The following is a 13688-nucleotide window of genomic DNA, read 5'->3' as shown; positions in this document are numbered from 1 at the left end:
GAACATCAGGAACCGCACTTCGCCGGCTCGCTCAACGGAGTTCTATCGATGATCCGCAAACCCCAGGCTCTCGCCCTCGCCATCATCCTCGCCGGCACCCTCGGCCACGCCAGCACCAGCCTCGCCGCCACCAGCCATGACCACGGCAACGGCGACGGCGCGACGGCGCTGCAACTCGATGCCGGCAAGCGCTGGGCCACCGATGCGCCGCTGCGCCAGGCGATCGGCACCATCAACGACGACATGCGCCAGGCGCTACCGGCGATCCACGAGGATCGGCTGCCCACCGCCCGCTACGGCGAACTGGCCGAGACGGTGCGCGGCCAGGTCGCCTACATGGTGGAGAACTGCAAGCTGAGCGCCGAGGCCGACGCACAGCTGCACCTGATCATCGCTCAGCTGCTCGCCGGCGCCGACGCCATGAGCGGCGCCCCGGCCGACCAGCGCGACGGCGCGGTGACCGTGGTCGGCGCGCTGGGCGACTACGCCACCTACTTCGCCGACGACAGCTTCAAGCCGCTGGAACACTGATCGGCCGCCCCGCTCAGCCCTTGTCCGGCCGCGCCGGCGTAGCCGCTTTCACCGCGAGCGGCACGTCGGCGGGCACCGCGTCCGACTCGCCCTCGCCGCTGCGATCTCCGCTGGTATTGGCCAGCAGGCTGGCGGTGGCGGTCTGCAGGTAGGCGTGCAGCTGGCGCAGCAGCTGCGGCTGATCCTCGACCGCGGCGATCCTCTCGCCAGCCGGCTCACGGCCCAGGCGATAGCGATACAGTCGCGCCGGCTGCTCCTTGGGCTGCACCAGCACCCGATCACCGCGGATCAGCGCCACGGTCTGGTCGCTGCCCGACGGCTTGACGATGCCGAACCCCGGATCGTCCGCCGCCAGGCTGAGCAGGTCGCGACCCCAGCATTGATGACGCACCTCACCACCGAGGCGGCCCATGATGGTCGGCACCACGTCGACCTGGGTACCCACTACATCACGGCGGCTGCCGAAACGCTCGGTGACGCCCGGGGCGATCAGCAGCAGCGGCACGTGGAAGCGCAGCAGGTCCATCTCGGTGACTTCCTCCGGCGCACCGAAACCGTGATCGCCGACCACCACGAACAAGGTCTGCTTGAACCAGGGCTGGTTACGCACCTTGTCGAAGAACTGCCCCAGCGCCCAGTCCGAATAACGCATCGCCGTCAGATGCTGGTCCAGCGCGCCATACCCCTCGACAGCAGCGACCGGCAACTGCTCGGGTAGCGCATACGGCGTGTGGTTGGACAGCGTCTGCAGCAGCGCATAGAACGGCGCGCCGTTATCCAACTTGCCCAGCTCCTCGGCGGCGCGGGTGAACATGTCCTGGTCGGAAACGCCCCAGGTCGGGTCGGAAACCACCGGATTCACGTAATCGTTGCGGCCGACGAAGCGCTTCATGCCCTGGTTGCCGAAGAACCCCGCCTGGTTGTCCCAGGCGAAATCGCCGTTGTAGACGTAAACGTCGTCGAACGCCCGCGCACCGAGCAGCTGCGGCAGGCCGGAGAAGCGATGGCCGCCTTCGGGCGTCTGCATCAGGTACTCGAAGCCTGGCAGGTTGGGAAAGCAGGCCATGCTGGCGAACATGCCCTGGTGGGTGTGGGTGCCGTTGGCGAAGAAGCGCTCGAACAACAGCCCCTCGCCGGCCAGACGGTCGAAGTTCGGCGTGATGCCGTCGGCGCTGCCGAGCGCGCCGACATAGCGACCGGCGAAGCTCTCCATAAGGATCACCACCACGTTGCGCACCGCCAGCTGGCCGTCCACTGGCGGCTGGAAGTCACGGCGCACCGGCGCCAGTTCGGCATCCACCAGCCGGTCGTTGGCGGTCAGCAGCAGCTCGCGGGTGATCGCCTGCGCATCCGCCACCGGCAGTGTCGCCTTCCAGCTGTTGTCGCGATGGCTGGAGAAGCGGTTGCGCGCTGCATCGTAGAGCGACAGCGTGGCGTTCTGACCGAGGTGGTTGGCGAAGGTCGAGGCGGTGGTGAAGGCATCGCCCCAGCGTAGCGGCGGGCCCTGACGCAGCGTGCCGCGCGCGGCCACCACACTGACCACCAGCAACACGCCGAACACCGCGAACCGCGCCGACCAGCTCGCGCCGCGTCGGGCCTGCGCGCTCGCCAGGCTCACCGGCGCGGCGCGGGTACGACGCTCCAGCCAGCCGAACAGCGCGAACAGCGCAGCGCTCGTCGCGAGCCAGGCGGCCAGCAGCCGCAGCACTGGGAAGCCGTGCCAGAGCATGCTCAGCACGGTGGCCGGGTCTTCCTGCAGGTACTGGAACACCAGGCTATTGAGGCGCTGGTGAAACTCGCGATAGAAGTTCAGCTCGATCAGCCCGAGCAGGATCGTCAGGCTGGCACACACACTCAACCACAGCCGCAGCAGGCCCCGGGCGGCCATCATGCGCATGCTCAGCACGCCGAGCAGCAGTGGCAGCAGGATGTACACCGTCAGCCGCAGGTCGAAGCGCAGGCCGTTGCCGAACGCCTCGACGAAGCTGGCCAGCGGTGTACTGCCGATCAGCTCGCGGTTGAACAGCAGCAAGCCCAGCCGCAACAGCGCGAACAGCGCCAGCAGGGCCAGCGCACTGGCGAACGTGAAGCGCAGGTGCGCGGCCAGGCCATTGAAGCCGGACGCCGGGCGCTCTCGAGCAGGGCGTCGCAAAGAGGAAAGCATGGTACGTCCTTCAGGGGATGAGAATCACCGCCCAGACCAGACCGATCAGGCACAGCGCCAGCAATTGCGCGGCGCTGCCCATGTCCTTGGCCTGTTTGGCGAGCGGATGCAGTTCGAAAGAGATGCGGTCGACCGTCGCCTCGATGGCCGAGTTGAGCAATTCGACGATCAGGCCGAGAAACACCACGGCAATCAGCACGGCGCGCTCGACGCGGCTGACGTCGAGCAGGAAGGCCAGCGGAATCAGCAGCAGGTTCAGCAGCACCAACTGGCGAAACGCCGCCTCGCCCCGATAGGCGGCCTTGAGGCCGGCGGCGGAGTAGCCGGCGGCATACCAGAGCCGCGTCAGACCGCTGCGCCCTTTCAGGGCCGCGCCGTCCGCCGGCACGTCAACGCCAGCCGCACCATCGGCAACCACGCTGGTCGGCTCAGATGACATCGCAGCGCAACTCGCTGAAGGTGCGGTGGGCGGCCAGCAATCGTTGCCAGTCCTGTTCCGGCATGGCCTGGCGATGACGCTTGAGCTGGCGCAGGTCATGCCGTGCCGCGGCGCTACGACGTAGCCGGCGGCGGCTCTTTTCCAGATCGAGCAGGGCGACCTCGACGCTGGCCGCGTCACCTTCGCCGTGAACCTTGATGAAGATGTGCTTGGGATAGCAGCAGCCGTGCTGCCAGCGCGCCTGGTGGATGCGACCGAGGCTAATTCCGACCGCTGTCAGCATGCGCTCCTGTACCGCCGGACCGAAGCGCTCGCCCAGCTCCTGTTGATACCAGTCCTCCAGGCTGACAAACCCTTCCAGCTCCGCCGTCACCAGCAGCGCCTGCCACTGCCCGGCCTGTTGTCGCGTGCCGCAGTAGATCAGTTCCGGCACCCGCACGCTTAGCCAGCCGAAGGCCTGCAGCGCCTGCAGTTCGCGCAGGACCGTGGGCCTGCCAAAAGGATGCAGCAATGAGCGATACAGGTGGCCGATCTGCCGTTTGCAGTACAGCAGCGGTTGTTGCGGATCGCGCATCCGTATCCGTTGCACGCCGCTTTCGCCGGCGCGCCGCTGATTGGGCTCCTCGACCCATTCACCCCGGATGTTCCACCAGCGCTGGAAGGTGCTGGTACGCGCTTCTCGGGCCGGCAATACGAGTGGTCGGCTCATGCTCAACCCCGCTTGCGCAGCACATAGACCCGCCACATGGCGTAGCCCGGGAGGAAGTCATTACGGTCGAGGATGTCGAAGCCGGCCTCGGCGAACTCCGCCTCGATCACCGAGCGCGCGACGACGAAGCGGTTCTGGTTGTCCTTCGCCGGCCGGCGACGCTCCAGGCGCTTGCGCTTCCAGGCCTTGTAGTTGCCATCGACCCACAGCGAGACGATCAGCGTGTCACGGGTGACGCGGTGGAACTCACGCAGCATCGCCAGCCGGTGCGCCGGGTCGGCGATGTGGTGCAGTAGGCGCATGCAGAAGATGTTGTCTACCGCGTTGTCACCCATGTCGATGGCGAAGGCGGAGGTCTGGAAGCTCTCGACCCGATAGAGGATTTCCCGCGACTGCGAGGCTTCGGCGATCGCCAGCATGTCGGCCGAGTTGTCGGCGGCAAAGATCATCCGGCTTGGGTGCTCGGCCAGCAGCGGCCAGAAGCGCCCGGCGCCGCACGGCAGGTCCAGCACCAGATCAGGATCGCCGGCGATCTTCAGTGCGCGGCGCGCCATCTGCTCGTCACGCCAGTGCGACAGCCGCCGGGCCAGGCCATCCTGATGCTTGTGCAGGTATTCGTAGGCGTGCTGGCGATCGTATTTGCGCGAGAACTCCAGTTCGATGGGGCTCGATGTGGTCATGGCGGGCATTCCGATAGGTAACGAAACACCACGCTATCGAGACGCGCATCAAGGCTCTGTCAAATGGATGTGAAAAAAACGTCAAACGCCATCGCTTTTCAGACGCACCTGGAAGCAGCTGCCCTTGGGCTCGCAAGGGGCTACACCCACTGACCACCCCTGATGTGTGCAGATACGCTTGACCAGCGACAGCCCTAACCCCAGGCCCTCCCCCCGGCTGTCGGCGCCGCGCACGAAGGGCTGGAACATGCGTTCCTGCTGCTCCAGCGGAATGCCCATGCCAGTGTCTTCGACGCGAAAGCCGGCGTTTTCGAGAATCAGCCGCACCGAGCCGCTGTCGGTGTAATGCAGGGCATTGCGCAGCAGATTGGACATCACCGAGCCAAGCAGCGTGAGGTTGTATTCGCCGCTGTCCTCGCCTTCGCTGACCACATTGAACGTCAGCCCCTTTTCAAGAAACAGCGGCGCCCAGCGCTCGCTCTGCTCCTGCGCCACGCTGCGCAGGCTGGCGGTGCCGGCAAAGGCGGTCTGCTCCGGCCGGGTCCGCGCCAGCATCAGGAACGTCTGCACCAGCTCGTGCATTTCCTGCGCGGCGCGCTCGATGCGCTGGGCCTGGGTACGCGACTTTTCCGGTAGCTCGGTCTGATCGAGCAGTTCGCAGGCGCCGAGGATGACCATCAGAGGGGTGCGCAGCTCATGGCTGACATCGCTGGTGAACAGCCGCTCGCGCTCCAGGCTCTGGCGCAGTTGGCCAAGGGTACTGTCGAACGCCGCCGCCACATGGCCGACCTCGTCGTCCGGATATTGCAACGCCAGTGGTGGCGCCAGCGGATGCAGCTGATCGCGATGACGAACCTGCTGCGCCAGGCGTGACAGCGGGGCCATGACTTTCCTCGCCATCAACCAGCCAAGCCCCCAGGCACCAAGGATGCTCAGCACGAATCCGGCCAGCACCACCATGAACAATGCGTTCTCGCGCGCCTCGAATTCATGCTGTTCCTCGACCAGCAGATACTTGGCGCCGTCGATTTCGCGTTGATAGACGTAGTAGGCATCCTCGTTACGGACCAGCTCGGTGAACCCATCGGCGAGTCCCCTGAACGCCTCGGGAATGGCGTAGCCAGGCAGGTTCGAGGCGAAGAATCGGGTGACCGCGTCGAGCCGTGGTGCGTCCCCGTGCACCAGGACGTCATTGAGCACACTGTCCAATTCGTGCCCCAGCTCCTGGGTCACCAGATGCTCCTCGATGAAATGCACGACCGCGACGATTCCGAGGGAAAAGGTCCCGCTGACCACCAGCGTCATCAGCGTGAAGGCGATGACGATGCGTCGCGCGAAGGGTTGCTTAGCCAGCATGCTCAGGCTCCGCGAGACGGAAACCGACGCCATGCACGGTGTGCAGCAGTGGTGCCGCGAACGGCTTGTCGAGTACCTGGCGTAGCTGGTGAATATGGCTGCGCAGGCTGTCGCTGTCGGGAACATCATTGCCCCAGAGCGCTTCCTCCAACTGCTCGCGCCGCACCACCGCCGGGCTTTTCTGCATGAGGATCGCCAGCAGTTTGTGGCCGATGGGATTCAATCGCAGCGGCTGCCCGGCGCGGGTTGCCTGGAGGGTATCGAGGTCATAGTGCAGATCACCGACATGCAGTTTGTGTTTGCGCGAGCCCTGGCTGCGCCGCAGGATCGCCTCGATACGGGCGACCAGCTCCGACAGCGCGAACGGCTTGATCAGGTAGTCGTCGGCGCCGGCACCCAGCCCTTGCAGCCGATCATTAAGCGCATCACGGGCCGTTAGCATGATGATCGGGGTGTCCCGCCCGGCATCGTCCCGCAGCCGTTTGCAGACCTGCAGCCCATCGATGCCAGGCAACATGATGTCCAGCACGATCAGGTCGTAGTGCTCGGTGGCAGCCAGATGCAGGCCGCTTAGTCCGTCCTGAGCGCAATCGACCACATAGCCTTTGAGCTCCAGGTAGTCCAGGACGTTAGCCAGGATGTCGCGGTTGTCTTCGATGACCAGAATGCGCATATCGGTTCGCTAGCAGGCAAATGACGGAATTTTCACGCCCTCTTTACGAAGGGCTCACAGGCGGGTGCGCAGACTTCGGCGCGTTCAATCTTGCCTGTGGATCATACGATGACACTCCTGCGCCATGCTCAACTTCGTTATCTGTCCCTGCTGCTCGGCCTCTGGCTGGGCATCTTCCTGATCACCCGTAGCGCCCTGCTTTTTGCCCACTGGCAGGAAGCCGCCAGCGGCCCCATCGGACTATTGCGCGTCTATGGCCTCGGTATGGTCTACGACCTCACTTACCTGGCATTTGCCGCGCTTCCCCTTGGGATTTATCTGCTGCTGTGCCCAAAACGGGTCTGGGCCAGCCGCTGGCACCGCCGTTGGCTGACGGTGCTGATGGGCCTGAGCCTGTACGCCATGCTGTTCACCGCCGTGGCCGAATGGCTGTTCTGGGACGAGTTCGGTGTGCGCTTCAACTTCATCGCGGTGGACTATCTGGTCTACTCCGATGAGGTGGTGAACAACATCCTCGAGTCGTACCCGGTCTACGCGTTGCTCGCTTTGATCGGGCTGGTGGCATTGATCGCCACTGCCGCGTTGCAGCGCCCACTTAGTCGCGCACTGGAGTCACCGAGCCTACCCTGGCGCGGACGCGCGACGGCATTCGCCGGACTGCTGGCGACGGCCCTGGGCGCGGGATTGCTCGTGGGTCAGGACTTTCCGCGCGGCACTGGCGGTAATCCGTATCAGCGCGAGCTGGCGAGCAACGGCCCGTTCCAGTTCTTCGCCGCGTTTCGCAACAATGAGCTGGATTACCAGCAGTTCTACTCGACGTTGCCCGAGGTCGACGTTGCCGCAAGCTTGCGCGCTGAGGTGAGCGAGCCCAACGCCCGCTTCATCGGTCAGGACCCGTTGGACATCCGCCGCGTGATCGACAACCCCGGCCAGCTGCGCAAGCTCAACGTGGTGCTGATCACCGTTGAAAGCCTCAGCGCAAAATACCTCGGCAGCTTTGGCGACACGCGCGGGCTGACGCCCAACCTCGACCGGCTGCGCCAACAGAGCCTGTTCTTCAACAAGTTCTACGCCACCGGCACCCGCACCGACCGCGGCCTTGAAGCCATCACCCTGTCGGTGCCGCCCACGCCCGGTCGCTCCATCGTCAAGCGCATCGGCCGTGAAAGCGGCTTTGCCAGCCTCGGTCAGCAGCTGCGCGCGCAAGGTTACGACAGCGTGTTCCTGTACGGCGGGCGCGGTTACTTCGACAACATGAGCGCCTTCTTCAGCGGCAACGGCTACCGCGTGGTGGACCAGAGCAGCGCGGACGAAGCCGACATCCACTTCAAGAATGCGTGGGGCATGGCCGACGAGGATCTTTATCAGCTGGCGCTTCGCGAGGCGGATGCCGATTACGCGGTCGGCAAGCCCTTCCTCCTGCAGATGATGACCACCTCCAACCACCGCCCCTACACCTACCCGGACGGACGCATCGACATCCCGTCCGGCGAGGGCCGTGAAGGCGCGGTGAAATACACCGACGCGACCATCGGCGAGTTCCTGCGCAACGCCCAGAGCAAGCCCTGGTTCGCCAATACGCTGTTCGTCATCGTCGCCGACCACACGGCTGGCAGCGCGGGCTCGCAGGATTTGCCGGTCGCCAACTACCACATTCCTCTGTTCATTTATGGGCCGGAACTGGTCGAGCCTCGCGAAATAAACACCGTTGCCAGTCAGATCGACATCGCGCCGACGCTGCTCGGGCTGCTGAATTTGGACTATGTGTCGACTTTCTTCGGCCGCAACCTGCTGCGGGACGACGTCAAACCCGGACGGGCGTTGATCGGCAACTACCAGCACCTTGGCCTGTTCGACGGCAAGGATCTGGCCATCCTCAGCCCACGCCGCGGCGTCCGTCGGCACGACGACGCGCTGCAGGCGAGCAACGAGTCCTCTGCCACGCCGGACGACCCCCTGGTCCGCCGCGACATCGCCTACTACCAGGGCGCCAGTTACGACTACGGCCACGCCCTGCTCGGTTGGAAACGCCCGCAAACCACCGCCACCCAACTCAGCCAGCGCTGAACCTGTCGGCGCCCTTCGCGGCGCCTCTGGAGTAAAGATGTCCGTCGCGCCGAACACGCCTGCCGCGAGCCGCCCGTTCAACTTCACCCCTGGCTTCGGCTTGCCGGGATTGTTGATGGTAGCGCTGCTGGTGGGCGAGCCGAGCAACCTCGACTTTGCCCTGTCGCACCTGTTCTATCAGCCCGGCGTCGGTTTCGTCGGGCGCCACAGCTGGCTGCTCGAAGACGTCCTGCATGACCGGATCAAGCAAGCGGTCATCGCGCTCGGCGTACTCGCCATCGTTGGTTTCCTGCTCAGTCTGCTGCCGACGCGGCTGGCCCCGTGGCGCCGGTCGCTGGGCTATCTGGTGCTGGCGTTGGGCCTGTCGACCAGCATCGTCACACCGCTCAAGGCGCTCACAGGCGTGCATTGCCCTTGGAGCCTGGTGGAATTCGGCGGCGCTGAAACCTTCACACCACTGCTCAGCGAGCGCGCGCCGACGCTCAAGCCGGGGCGCTGCTGGCCCGGCGGCCACGCCTCGGCAGGCTTTTCGCTGCTGGCGTTGTTTTTCATGCTGCGCGACCGCAGCCCGCGTGCCGCCCGGATCGCCCTGGCGACGGCGCTGGGGTTGGGAACGGTGCTGTCGATTGGGCGGGTGATGCAGGGCGCGCATTTCTTCTCGCACAACCTGTGGACGCTGCTGTTCGACTGGACGATCTGCCTGGCCTGTTACCGGCTGGTGCTGTATCGAGCGACACCGGTCGAGCGGCCGCTGCTCGCGGCCGAACCCGCGGGCTAGTCACCCGCGGCTGGCCTTGAGGCGCACCGGCTTGGTTTCGTGCGCCTTCCATGGACCACGAATGCGCTCAGCGGTGAAAAGCTTCTGCCTTGGCCTGATCCACTTGGTGGCGCCATGCCCGGTCGCGATCACGTTCCAGCGCATTGCTGCGCCAGCCGGTCAGCCCACCGGTGTCAATTTGCATCGCCTGGCATTGGCGATAGCCGTCATTCCAACCCTCGGCGTACAACGGCTGGCCCATGTAGCGCGGAACGTCCTTGCGAAACTGTGCCAGCGCGCCGGCAGCCTGGCGGCCGCTTCCGCACCCGGCACGGAAGCCATCGGCATATTCGGGCGGGTATTCGTCGGCGACCAGCAGCTCCGATGCGCTCTGGCAACCGGTCAGGGAGAGTCCGGCGAGCATCATGGTTAGCAGTGCCCGACGATGAGGTGAAGAACTGTTACGCCGATTACTGGCGCGTTGTGGACGCAAATGGCGAGAAGACATGAGATCACTCGGGCATGAGAAAACGAAGCCCTCGGCAAGCGCCAAGGGCCACCACGGCACGCTTCGAAGTCTGATCTGCGTGCTGTCAGGGTTTCGTCAAACGGGCGTGAACGAAGTGTGAAAGCGCTGTCCGGCGTTAGCCCCCAGTACGACGGAAGCTGTAGAACAGATTGGGCTCGCTGACGACGAACAGCGTGCCATCGCTATCAAGGGTGACGCCCTCGGGATGCGGCGCAGAATGCCGCAGACCACCGAACCAGCGATTGAGGCTGCGATAGCTGAGCATGCGCCCGCTGTCGCTGAGTTCCATGAGCAAGCGCGACTCGTCGCTGAGCAGGATCAGGTGACCGGTAACGGCATCGAAGTGAATGTCTGACAGATCGGTGGCGAACACCTGGTCCGCGATCCAGTCGCTGCGGTCGCGAATGGTCAGCTGCAGCGGCCCCTCGAGGCTGGCAGCGACTCCACCGACCTCGTACAGCTGCCGAGGGTCGCGTTCCTTGACGATAAACAGCCGGTCGCCCGCTGCGTCGTACGTCAGCCCTTCGAAGCCCTTGTTGCCGTTTAGGTTGATCCCGAGCGAAAAGAACTGCGCCTCGGACGCATCAATGGGTCGTGGCTGCGTCGGCAAGCGGAAGATGCTGATCTGTTGCGCTCGCTCATCGGATACGGCCACGCGACCGTGCCCCATGTAGGTCACACCTTCAATGTCGCCGAAACCCTGCAGCGGATAGCGCTCGAGCAGCTCGCCGCTCTTGCTCAGCGCCACCAACTCAGTCGGCCCGCCGTTCACCACCGCTAGCAGGCGATCCAGATCCGCGTCATAACTGACCGCCGAGAGGTTCCGGCTGATGCCCTCTACCGGCTTGCCATCGATGGATACCTCATAGCCAGGCAACCAGCGGTTCGCCAGATCATGTTGAGTGACGTTCATCTGCCGGGTCAGGTTGAAGTACCAGCGCTCGTTCCAGTGCAGCGCTATTGCCGTGGCACCGAATGCGAACAATAGAGCCGTCAGGCCGACCCAGCGGTAGCGACGGCGGACCATCGCACCCAGGCGTTGTCGGGTGTAAGAGCCTGCTTGCATCATCTCGGTTCTTTCCTCATCGCTAGCGCTGCCGCCTGTTCTGCACAAAGGAGCAATCGAATGTTCAGCCTGTCTCGCCTCACGTCGCGCCTGCAGCGCTGGGCACGCCAGCTCAAACGTGACGTCATGACGCTCTGGTGCTGTGCTCGCCACCCGGATACGCCCTGGTGGTTGCGGGGGTTACTGGTCTGTGTGGTCGCCTATGCCCTGAGCCCGATCGACCTGATTCCGGACTTCATCCCAGTGCTCGGCTACCTCGACGATCTGCTGCTGTTGCCCCTGGGCATCTGGCTGGCCATACGCCTGATGCCTCCCGCCATCCTCAGCGAGTGCCGCGCTCAGGCACTTGACTGGGAAAACACGCCACGCCCGAACAGCCGGGCGGGCGCTGCAGCAGTCGTGCTCATCTGGGTGTTAGCCGCCAGCGCCCTGGCCTACTGGCTGAGCGAGGCGTGATCGACGCGGCCGAGCATAGCCAGGCACATGTGAAAAAATCGTCGTCGGCACGGATCGTTGCACCACGGCAACCGGCTTAAGGCTGCCTTAAGTTTGCGACCCAACAATCCGGCCCAGGCTTCTAACCGAGGTTCCCCGATGGAACTGCCCTGGGTCGATCACACCGATGTACTGGCACGCATTGGCCGCGAGCCTTCGCTCTGCCTGCAACTGGCGCAGGCCGATGCAGGCGAGCGGCGCACAGCGCTGGAACACTTCATCCGCCAACGCTTCGCCGAGCACTATCAGGCGCAGGTGCGTCATTTCATGCCCTGCCTGCTCGGCCTGCATGGCGACAATGGCGAGGTGCAGGGCGCGGTCGGCCTGCGTAGCGCCCGGCGCCGGCCGCTGTTTCTCGAGCGCTATCTGGACGAGCCCATCGAGCAGGCCGTGAGCCAGCGCTGCGGGCGCACGGTGCCGCGCGAGGAGATCGTCGAGGTCGGCAACCTCGCCGCCTTTGGCAATGCCTCGGCGCGCCTGCTGATCGTCGCGCTGACCGATCTGCTGGTCGCCCAGGGCTTTCGCTGGGTGGTGTTCACCGGCACGCCGGCACTGCTTAACAGCTTCCAGCGCCTGGCGCTCGACCCGCTGCCGCTGGGTCTGGCCGATCCGGCGCGCATGGGCGAGGAGCTGGCCGACTGGGGCAGCTACTACGCCTGCCGGCCGCAGCTGATGGCCGGCGAGATCCTGCCCGGCCACCAGCGCCTGCTGCAGCTTGGCCTTTATGCGCGGCTCGGCTATCAGCCGCTGTTCGACACCACGGAGGCGCCCCATGCAGCCTGCAGCTGAACGCTTCTGGACGACACTCGACCAGCACGCCGGCATCGCGCTGAGCGAAGGGCCGCGCCAACTGAGCTACGCCGAACTGCGCCATGAGGTGGCCGCGCGCGCCAGCCATCTGCAAAGGCTCGGCGTGCAGCGCGTCGCCTTGGCGCTGGATAACGGTCTGGAGTGGGCGCTGTGGGACCTGGCCCTGCTGCGCGCCGGGCTGGTCTGCGTGCCGCTGCCGGCATTCTTTTCCGCGGCGCAGCAGGAGCACGTGCTGCAGCACGCCGGCACCGACTGTCTGATCGGCACCGCCAGCCCGCTCAGCGAGCGCTGCGGCTTCCAGCAGACCGCCACTGGCCTGCTGCAGCGCCAGCCGGATGCCGTCACGCCGGTACCGGCCGGCACGCTGAAGATCACCTATACCTCCGGCACCACCGGCCAGCCCAAGGGCGTCTGCCTGGATGCCGAGGCGCAGCTGGCGGTGGCCGAGAGCCTGCGGCGGGCCAGCCTGCCGTGTGATGTGCGCCAGCATCTCTGCGTGCTGCCGCTGGCGACGCTGCTGGAGAACATCGCCGGGCTCTATGCGCCGCTGCTGGCCGGTGCGCGAGTCGAGCTGCGCCCGCTGGCGGAGATCGGCTTCAGCGGTGCGGCGGGCTTCGAGCTGCAACGTTTGCTGGCCACGCTGCAGACCAGCCAGCCGCACAGCCTGATCCTGTTGCCTCAGCTGCTGCTGGCGCTGGTCAGCGCCGCTGAGCAAGGCGTGCCATTACCCGCATCGCTGCGCTTTATCGCGGTGGGTGGCGGTCGCGTCGCGCCGCAACTGCTGGAGCGCGCCGAACGCCTCGGGCTGCCGGTGTTCGAGGGCTACGGCTTGTCCGAATGCGCCTCGGTGGTCTGCCTGAACACACCCGAGGCGCGGCGCATCGGCACGGTCGGCCGGCCGCTGCCACACGTCGAGCTGCGCTTGGCCGACGATGGCGAGGTACTGGTGCGCGGCCCGCACATGCTCGGCTATCTCGGTGAGCCGGCGCTCGCTGGCGAGTGGTTGGCGACTGGCGATCTCGGCCATTTCGAGGACGGTTTCCTGGTCCTGCACGGGCGCAAGAAGCACCAGTTCGTCACCGCGTACGGACGCAACGTCAACCCGGAATGGGTCGAGGCGGAGCTGGTGCAGCAGGCCTCCATCGCCCAGGCCTGGCTGCATGGCGAAGCACTGGCGCAGAACGTCGCCGTGCTCGTACCTCGCCGCCCCGAGCTGAGCGATGCCGAGCTGCAGGCGGCGGTCGAGCGGGTCAACGCCGGCTTGCCGGACTACGCCCGCGTGCACCACTGGCTGCGCGCCGCCGAGCCCTTCACCGCCAGCAACGGTCTGGTCACCGCCAACGGCCGGCTGCGTCGCAACGCCCTCTTCAACCATTACCAATCGGCGATCAACGCCCTTCCGTCCTGACTTT

The 13688-nt window shown here is 65.6% G+C and carries 14 protein-coding genes; 6 read left to right on the top strand and 8 right to left on the bottom strand.

What is annotated here, in order from left to right; all coding sequences use genetic code 11:
- Positions 1-48: 48 nt before the first annotated feature.
- A complete protein-coding gene (locus tag RT582_RS05600) occupies positions 49-531 on the top strand; it encodes a hypothetical protein (protein WP_014821486.1) in 483 nt (160 codons plus the stop codon).
- Positions 532-544: 13 nt separating this feature from the next.
- Here the strand turns inward: RT582_RS05600 and RT582_RS05595 are convergent, their stop codons facing one another.
- The 6 genes from RT582_RS05595 to RT582_RS05570 form a co-directional block, all read right to left on the bottom strand.
- A complete protein-coding gene (locus tag RT582_RS05595) occupies positions 545-2695 on the bottom strand; it encodes an LTA synthase family protein (RefSeq protein WP_014821487.1) in 2151 nt (716 codons plus the stop codon).
- Positions 2696-2705: 10 nt separating this feature from the next.
- Entirely contained in the window at positions 2706-3134 is a 429-nt protein-coding gene (locus RT582_RS05590) for a diacylglycerol kinase (protein WP_014821488.1), read from the bottom strand.
- Positions 3124-3843 (bottom strand): lipopolysaccharide kinase InaA family protein, encoded by a 720-nt coding sequence (locus RT582_RS05585; RefSeq protein ID WP_041754586.1) that lies wholly within the window; start codon positions 3841-3843, stop codon positions 3124-3126. The genes RT582_RS05590 and RT582_RS05585 overlap by 11 nt, the downstream gene beginning before the upstream one ends.
- Positions 3844-3845: 2 nt before the next feature.
- Positions 3846-4523, bottom strand: coding sequence for a class I SAM-dependent methyltransferase (locus RT582_RS05580; protein ID WP_014821490.1), 678 nt, complete (start codon positions 4521-4523; stop codon positions 3846-3848).
- 81 nt (positions 4524-4604) lie between these two features.
- A complete protein-coding gene (locus RT582_RS05575; RefSeq protein WP_014821491.1) occupies positions 4605-5879 on the bottom strand; it encodes a sensor histidine kinase in 1275 nt (424 codons plus the stop codon).
- Entirely contained in the window at positions 5869-6552 is a 684-nt protein-coding gene (locus RT582_RS05570) for a response regulator transcription factor (protein ID WP_014821492.1), read from the bottom strand. The genes RT582_RS05575 and RT582_RS05570 overlap by 11 nt, the downstream gene beginning before the upstream one ends.
- Before the next feature lie 108 nt (positions 6553-6660).
- On the opposite strand from RT582_RS05570, the gene RT582_RS05565 reads away from it, so the two are divergent.
- Both RT582_RS05565 and RT582_RS05560 read left to right on the top strand, forming a co-directional pair.
- Positions 6661-8619 (top strand): LTA synthase family protein, encoded by a 1959-nt coding sequence (locus RT582_RS05565; protein ID WP_014821493.1) that lies wholly within the window; start codon positions 6661-6663, stop codon positions 8617-8619.
- A 37-nt stretch (positions 8620-8656) separates the two neighbouring features.
- Positions 8657-9397, top strand: coding sequence for a phosphatase PAP2 family protein (locus RT582_RS05560; protein WP_014821494.1), 741 nt, complete (start codon positions 8657-8659; stop codon positions 9395-9397).
- Positions 9398-9464: 67 nt separating this feature from the next.
- Here RT582_RS05560 and RT582_RS05555 read toward each other — a convergent pair whose 3' ends face one another.
- Positions 9465-9929 (bottom strand): hypothetical protein, encoded by a 465-nt coding sequence (locus RT582_RS05555; protein WP_312966278.1) that lies wholly within the window; start codon positions 9927-9929, stop codon positions 9465-9467.
- Between the two features lie 91 nt (positions 9930-10020).
- A complete protein-coding gene (locus RT582_RS05550) occupies positions 10021-10974 on the bottom strand; it encodes an SdiA-regulated domain-containing protein (RefSeq protein WP_014821496.1) in 954 nt (317 codons plus the stop codon).
- A gap of 57 nt (positions 10975-11031) precedes the next feature.
- Here RT582_RS05550 and RT582_RS05545 point away from each other — a divergent pair, with 57 nt between their 5' ends.
- The 3 genes from RT582_RS05545 (at position 11032) to RT582_RS05535 (ending at position 13684) form a co-directional block, all read left to right on the top strand.
- Positions 11032-11427 carry a YkvA family protein gene (locus RT582_RS05545; RefSeq protein ID WP_014821497.1) on the top strand — a complete coding sequence of 132 codons (396 nt, stop codon included), beginning with the start codon at positions 11032-11034 and terminating at the stop codon, positions 11425-11427.
- A gap of 138 nt (positions 11428-11565) precedes the next feature.
- Positions 11566-12255 carry a thermostable hemolysin gene (locus tag RT582_RS05540; protein WP_014821498.1) on the top strand — a complete coding sequence of 230 codons (690 nt, stop codon included), beginning with the start codon at positions 11566-11568 and terminating at the stop codon, positions 12253-12255.
- The gene (locus tag RT582_RS05535; protein WP_313476922.1) at positions 12239-13684 is read left to right on the top strand and encodes an AMP-binding protein; all 1446 of its coding nucleotides are present in this window, start codon (positions 12239-12241) and stop codon (positions 13682-13684) included. Before RT582_RS05540 ends, RT582_RS05535 begins: the two co-directional genes overlap by 17 nt.
- Positions 13685-13688 lie beyond the last annotated feature (4 nt).

This window comes from Stutzerimonas kunmingensis (genome assembly GCF_032106285.1).
Classification (GTDB): Bacteria; Pseudomonadota; Gammaproteobacteria; order Pseudomonadales; family Pseudomonadaceae; genus Stutzerimonas; species Stutzerimonas kunmingensis_B.
Note: the sequence above shows the minus strand (reverse complement) of the source record. Positions and strands in the feature narration are given on the sequence as shown.

What these genes read in the sequence shown, in the direction of transcription:
- RT582_RS05600 (WP_014821486.1), top strand. Translation starts at nt 49, where the DNA reads ATGATCCGCAAACCCCAGGCTCTCGCCCTCGCCATCATCCTCGCCGGC.
- RT582_RS05595 (WP_014821487.1), bottom strand. Translation starts at nt 2,695, where the DNA reads ATGCTTTCCTCTTTGCGACGCCCTGCTCGAGAGCGCCCGGCGTCCGGC.
- RT582_RS05590 (WP_014821488.1), bottom strand. Translation starts at nt 3,134, where the DNA reads ATGTCATCTGAGCCGACCAGCGTGGTTGCCGATGGTGCGGCTGGCGTT.
- RT582_RS05585 (WP_041754586.1), bottom strand. Translation starts at nt 3,843, where the DNA reads ATGAGCCGACCACTCGTATTGCCGGCCCGAGAAGCGCGTACCAGCACC.
- RT582_RS05580 (WP_014821490.1), bottom strand. Translation starts at nt 4,523, where the DNA reads ATGACCACATCGAGCCCCATCGAACTGGAGTTCTCGCGCAAATACGAT.
- RT582_RS05575 (WP_014821491.1), bottom strand. Translation starts at nt 5,879, where the DNA reads ATGCTGGCTAAGCAACCCTTCGCGCGACGCATCGTCATCGCCTTCACG.
- RT582_RS05570 (WP_014821492.1), bottom strand. Translation starts at nt 6,552, where the DNA reads ATGCGCATTCTGGTCATCGAAGACAACCGCGACATCCTGGCTAACGTC.
- RT582_RS05565 (WP_014821493.1), top strand. Translation starts at nt 6,661, where the DNA reads ATGACACTCCTGCGCCATGCTCAACTTCGTTATCTGTCCCTGCTGCTC.
- RT582_RS05560 (WP_014821494.1), top strand. Translation starts at nt 8,657, where the DNA reads ATGTCCGTCGCGCCGAACACGCCTGCCGCGAGCCGCCCGTTCAACTTC.
- RT582_RS05550 (WP_014821496.1), bottom strand. Translation starts at nt 10,974, where the DNA reads ATGATGCAAGCAGGCTCTTACACCCGACAACGCCTGGGTGCGATGGTC.
- RT582_RS05545 (WP_014821497.1), top strand. Translation starts at nt 11,032, where the DNA reads ATGTTCAGCCTGTCTCGCCTCACGTCGCGCCTGCAGCGCTGGGCACGC.
- RT582_RS05540 (WP_014821498.1), top strand. Translation starts at nt 11,566, where the DNA reads ATGGAACTGCCCTGGGTCGATCACACCGATGTACTGGCACGCATTGGC.
- RT582_RS05535 (WP_313476922.1), top strand. Translation starts at nt 12,239, where the DNA reads ATGCAGCCTGCAGCTGAACGCTTCTGGACGACACTCGACCAGCACGCC.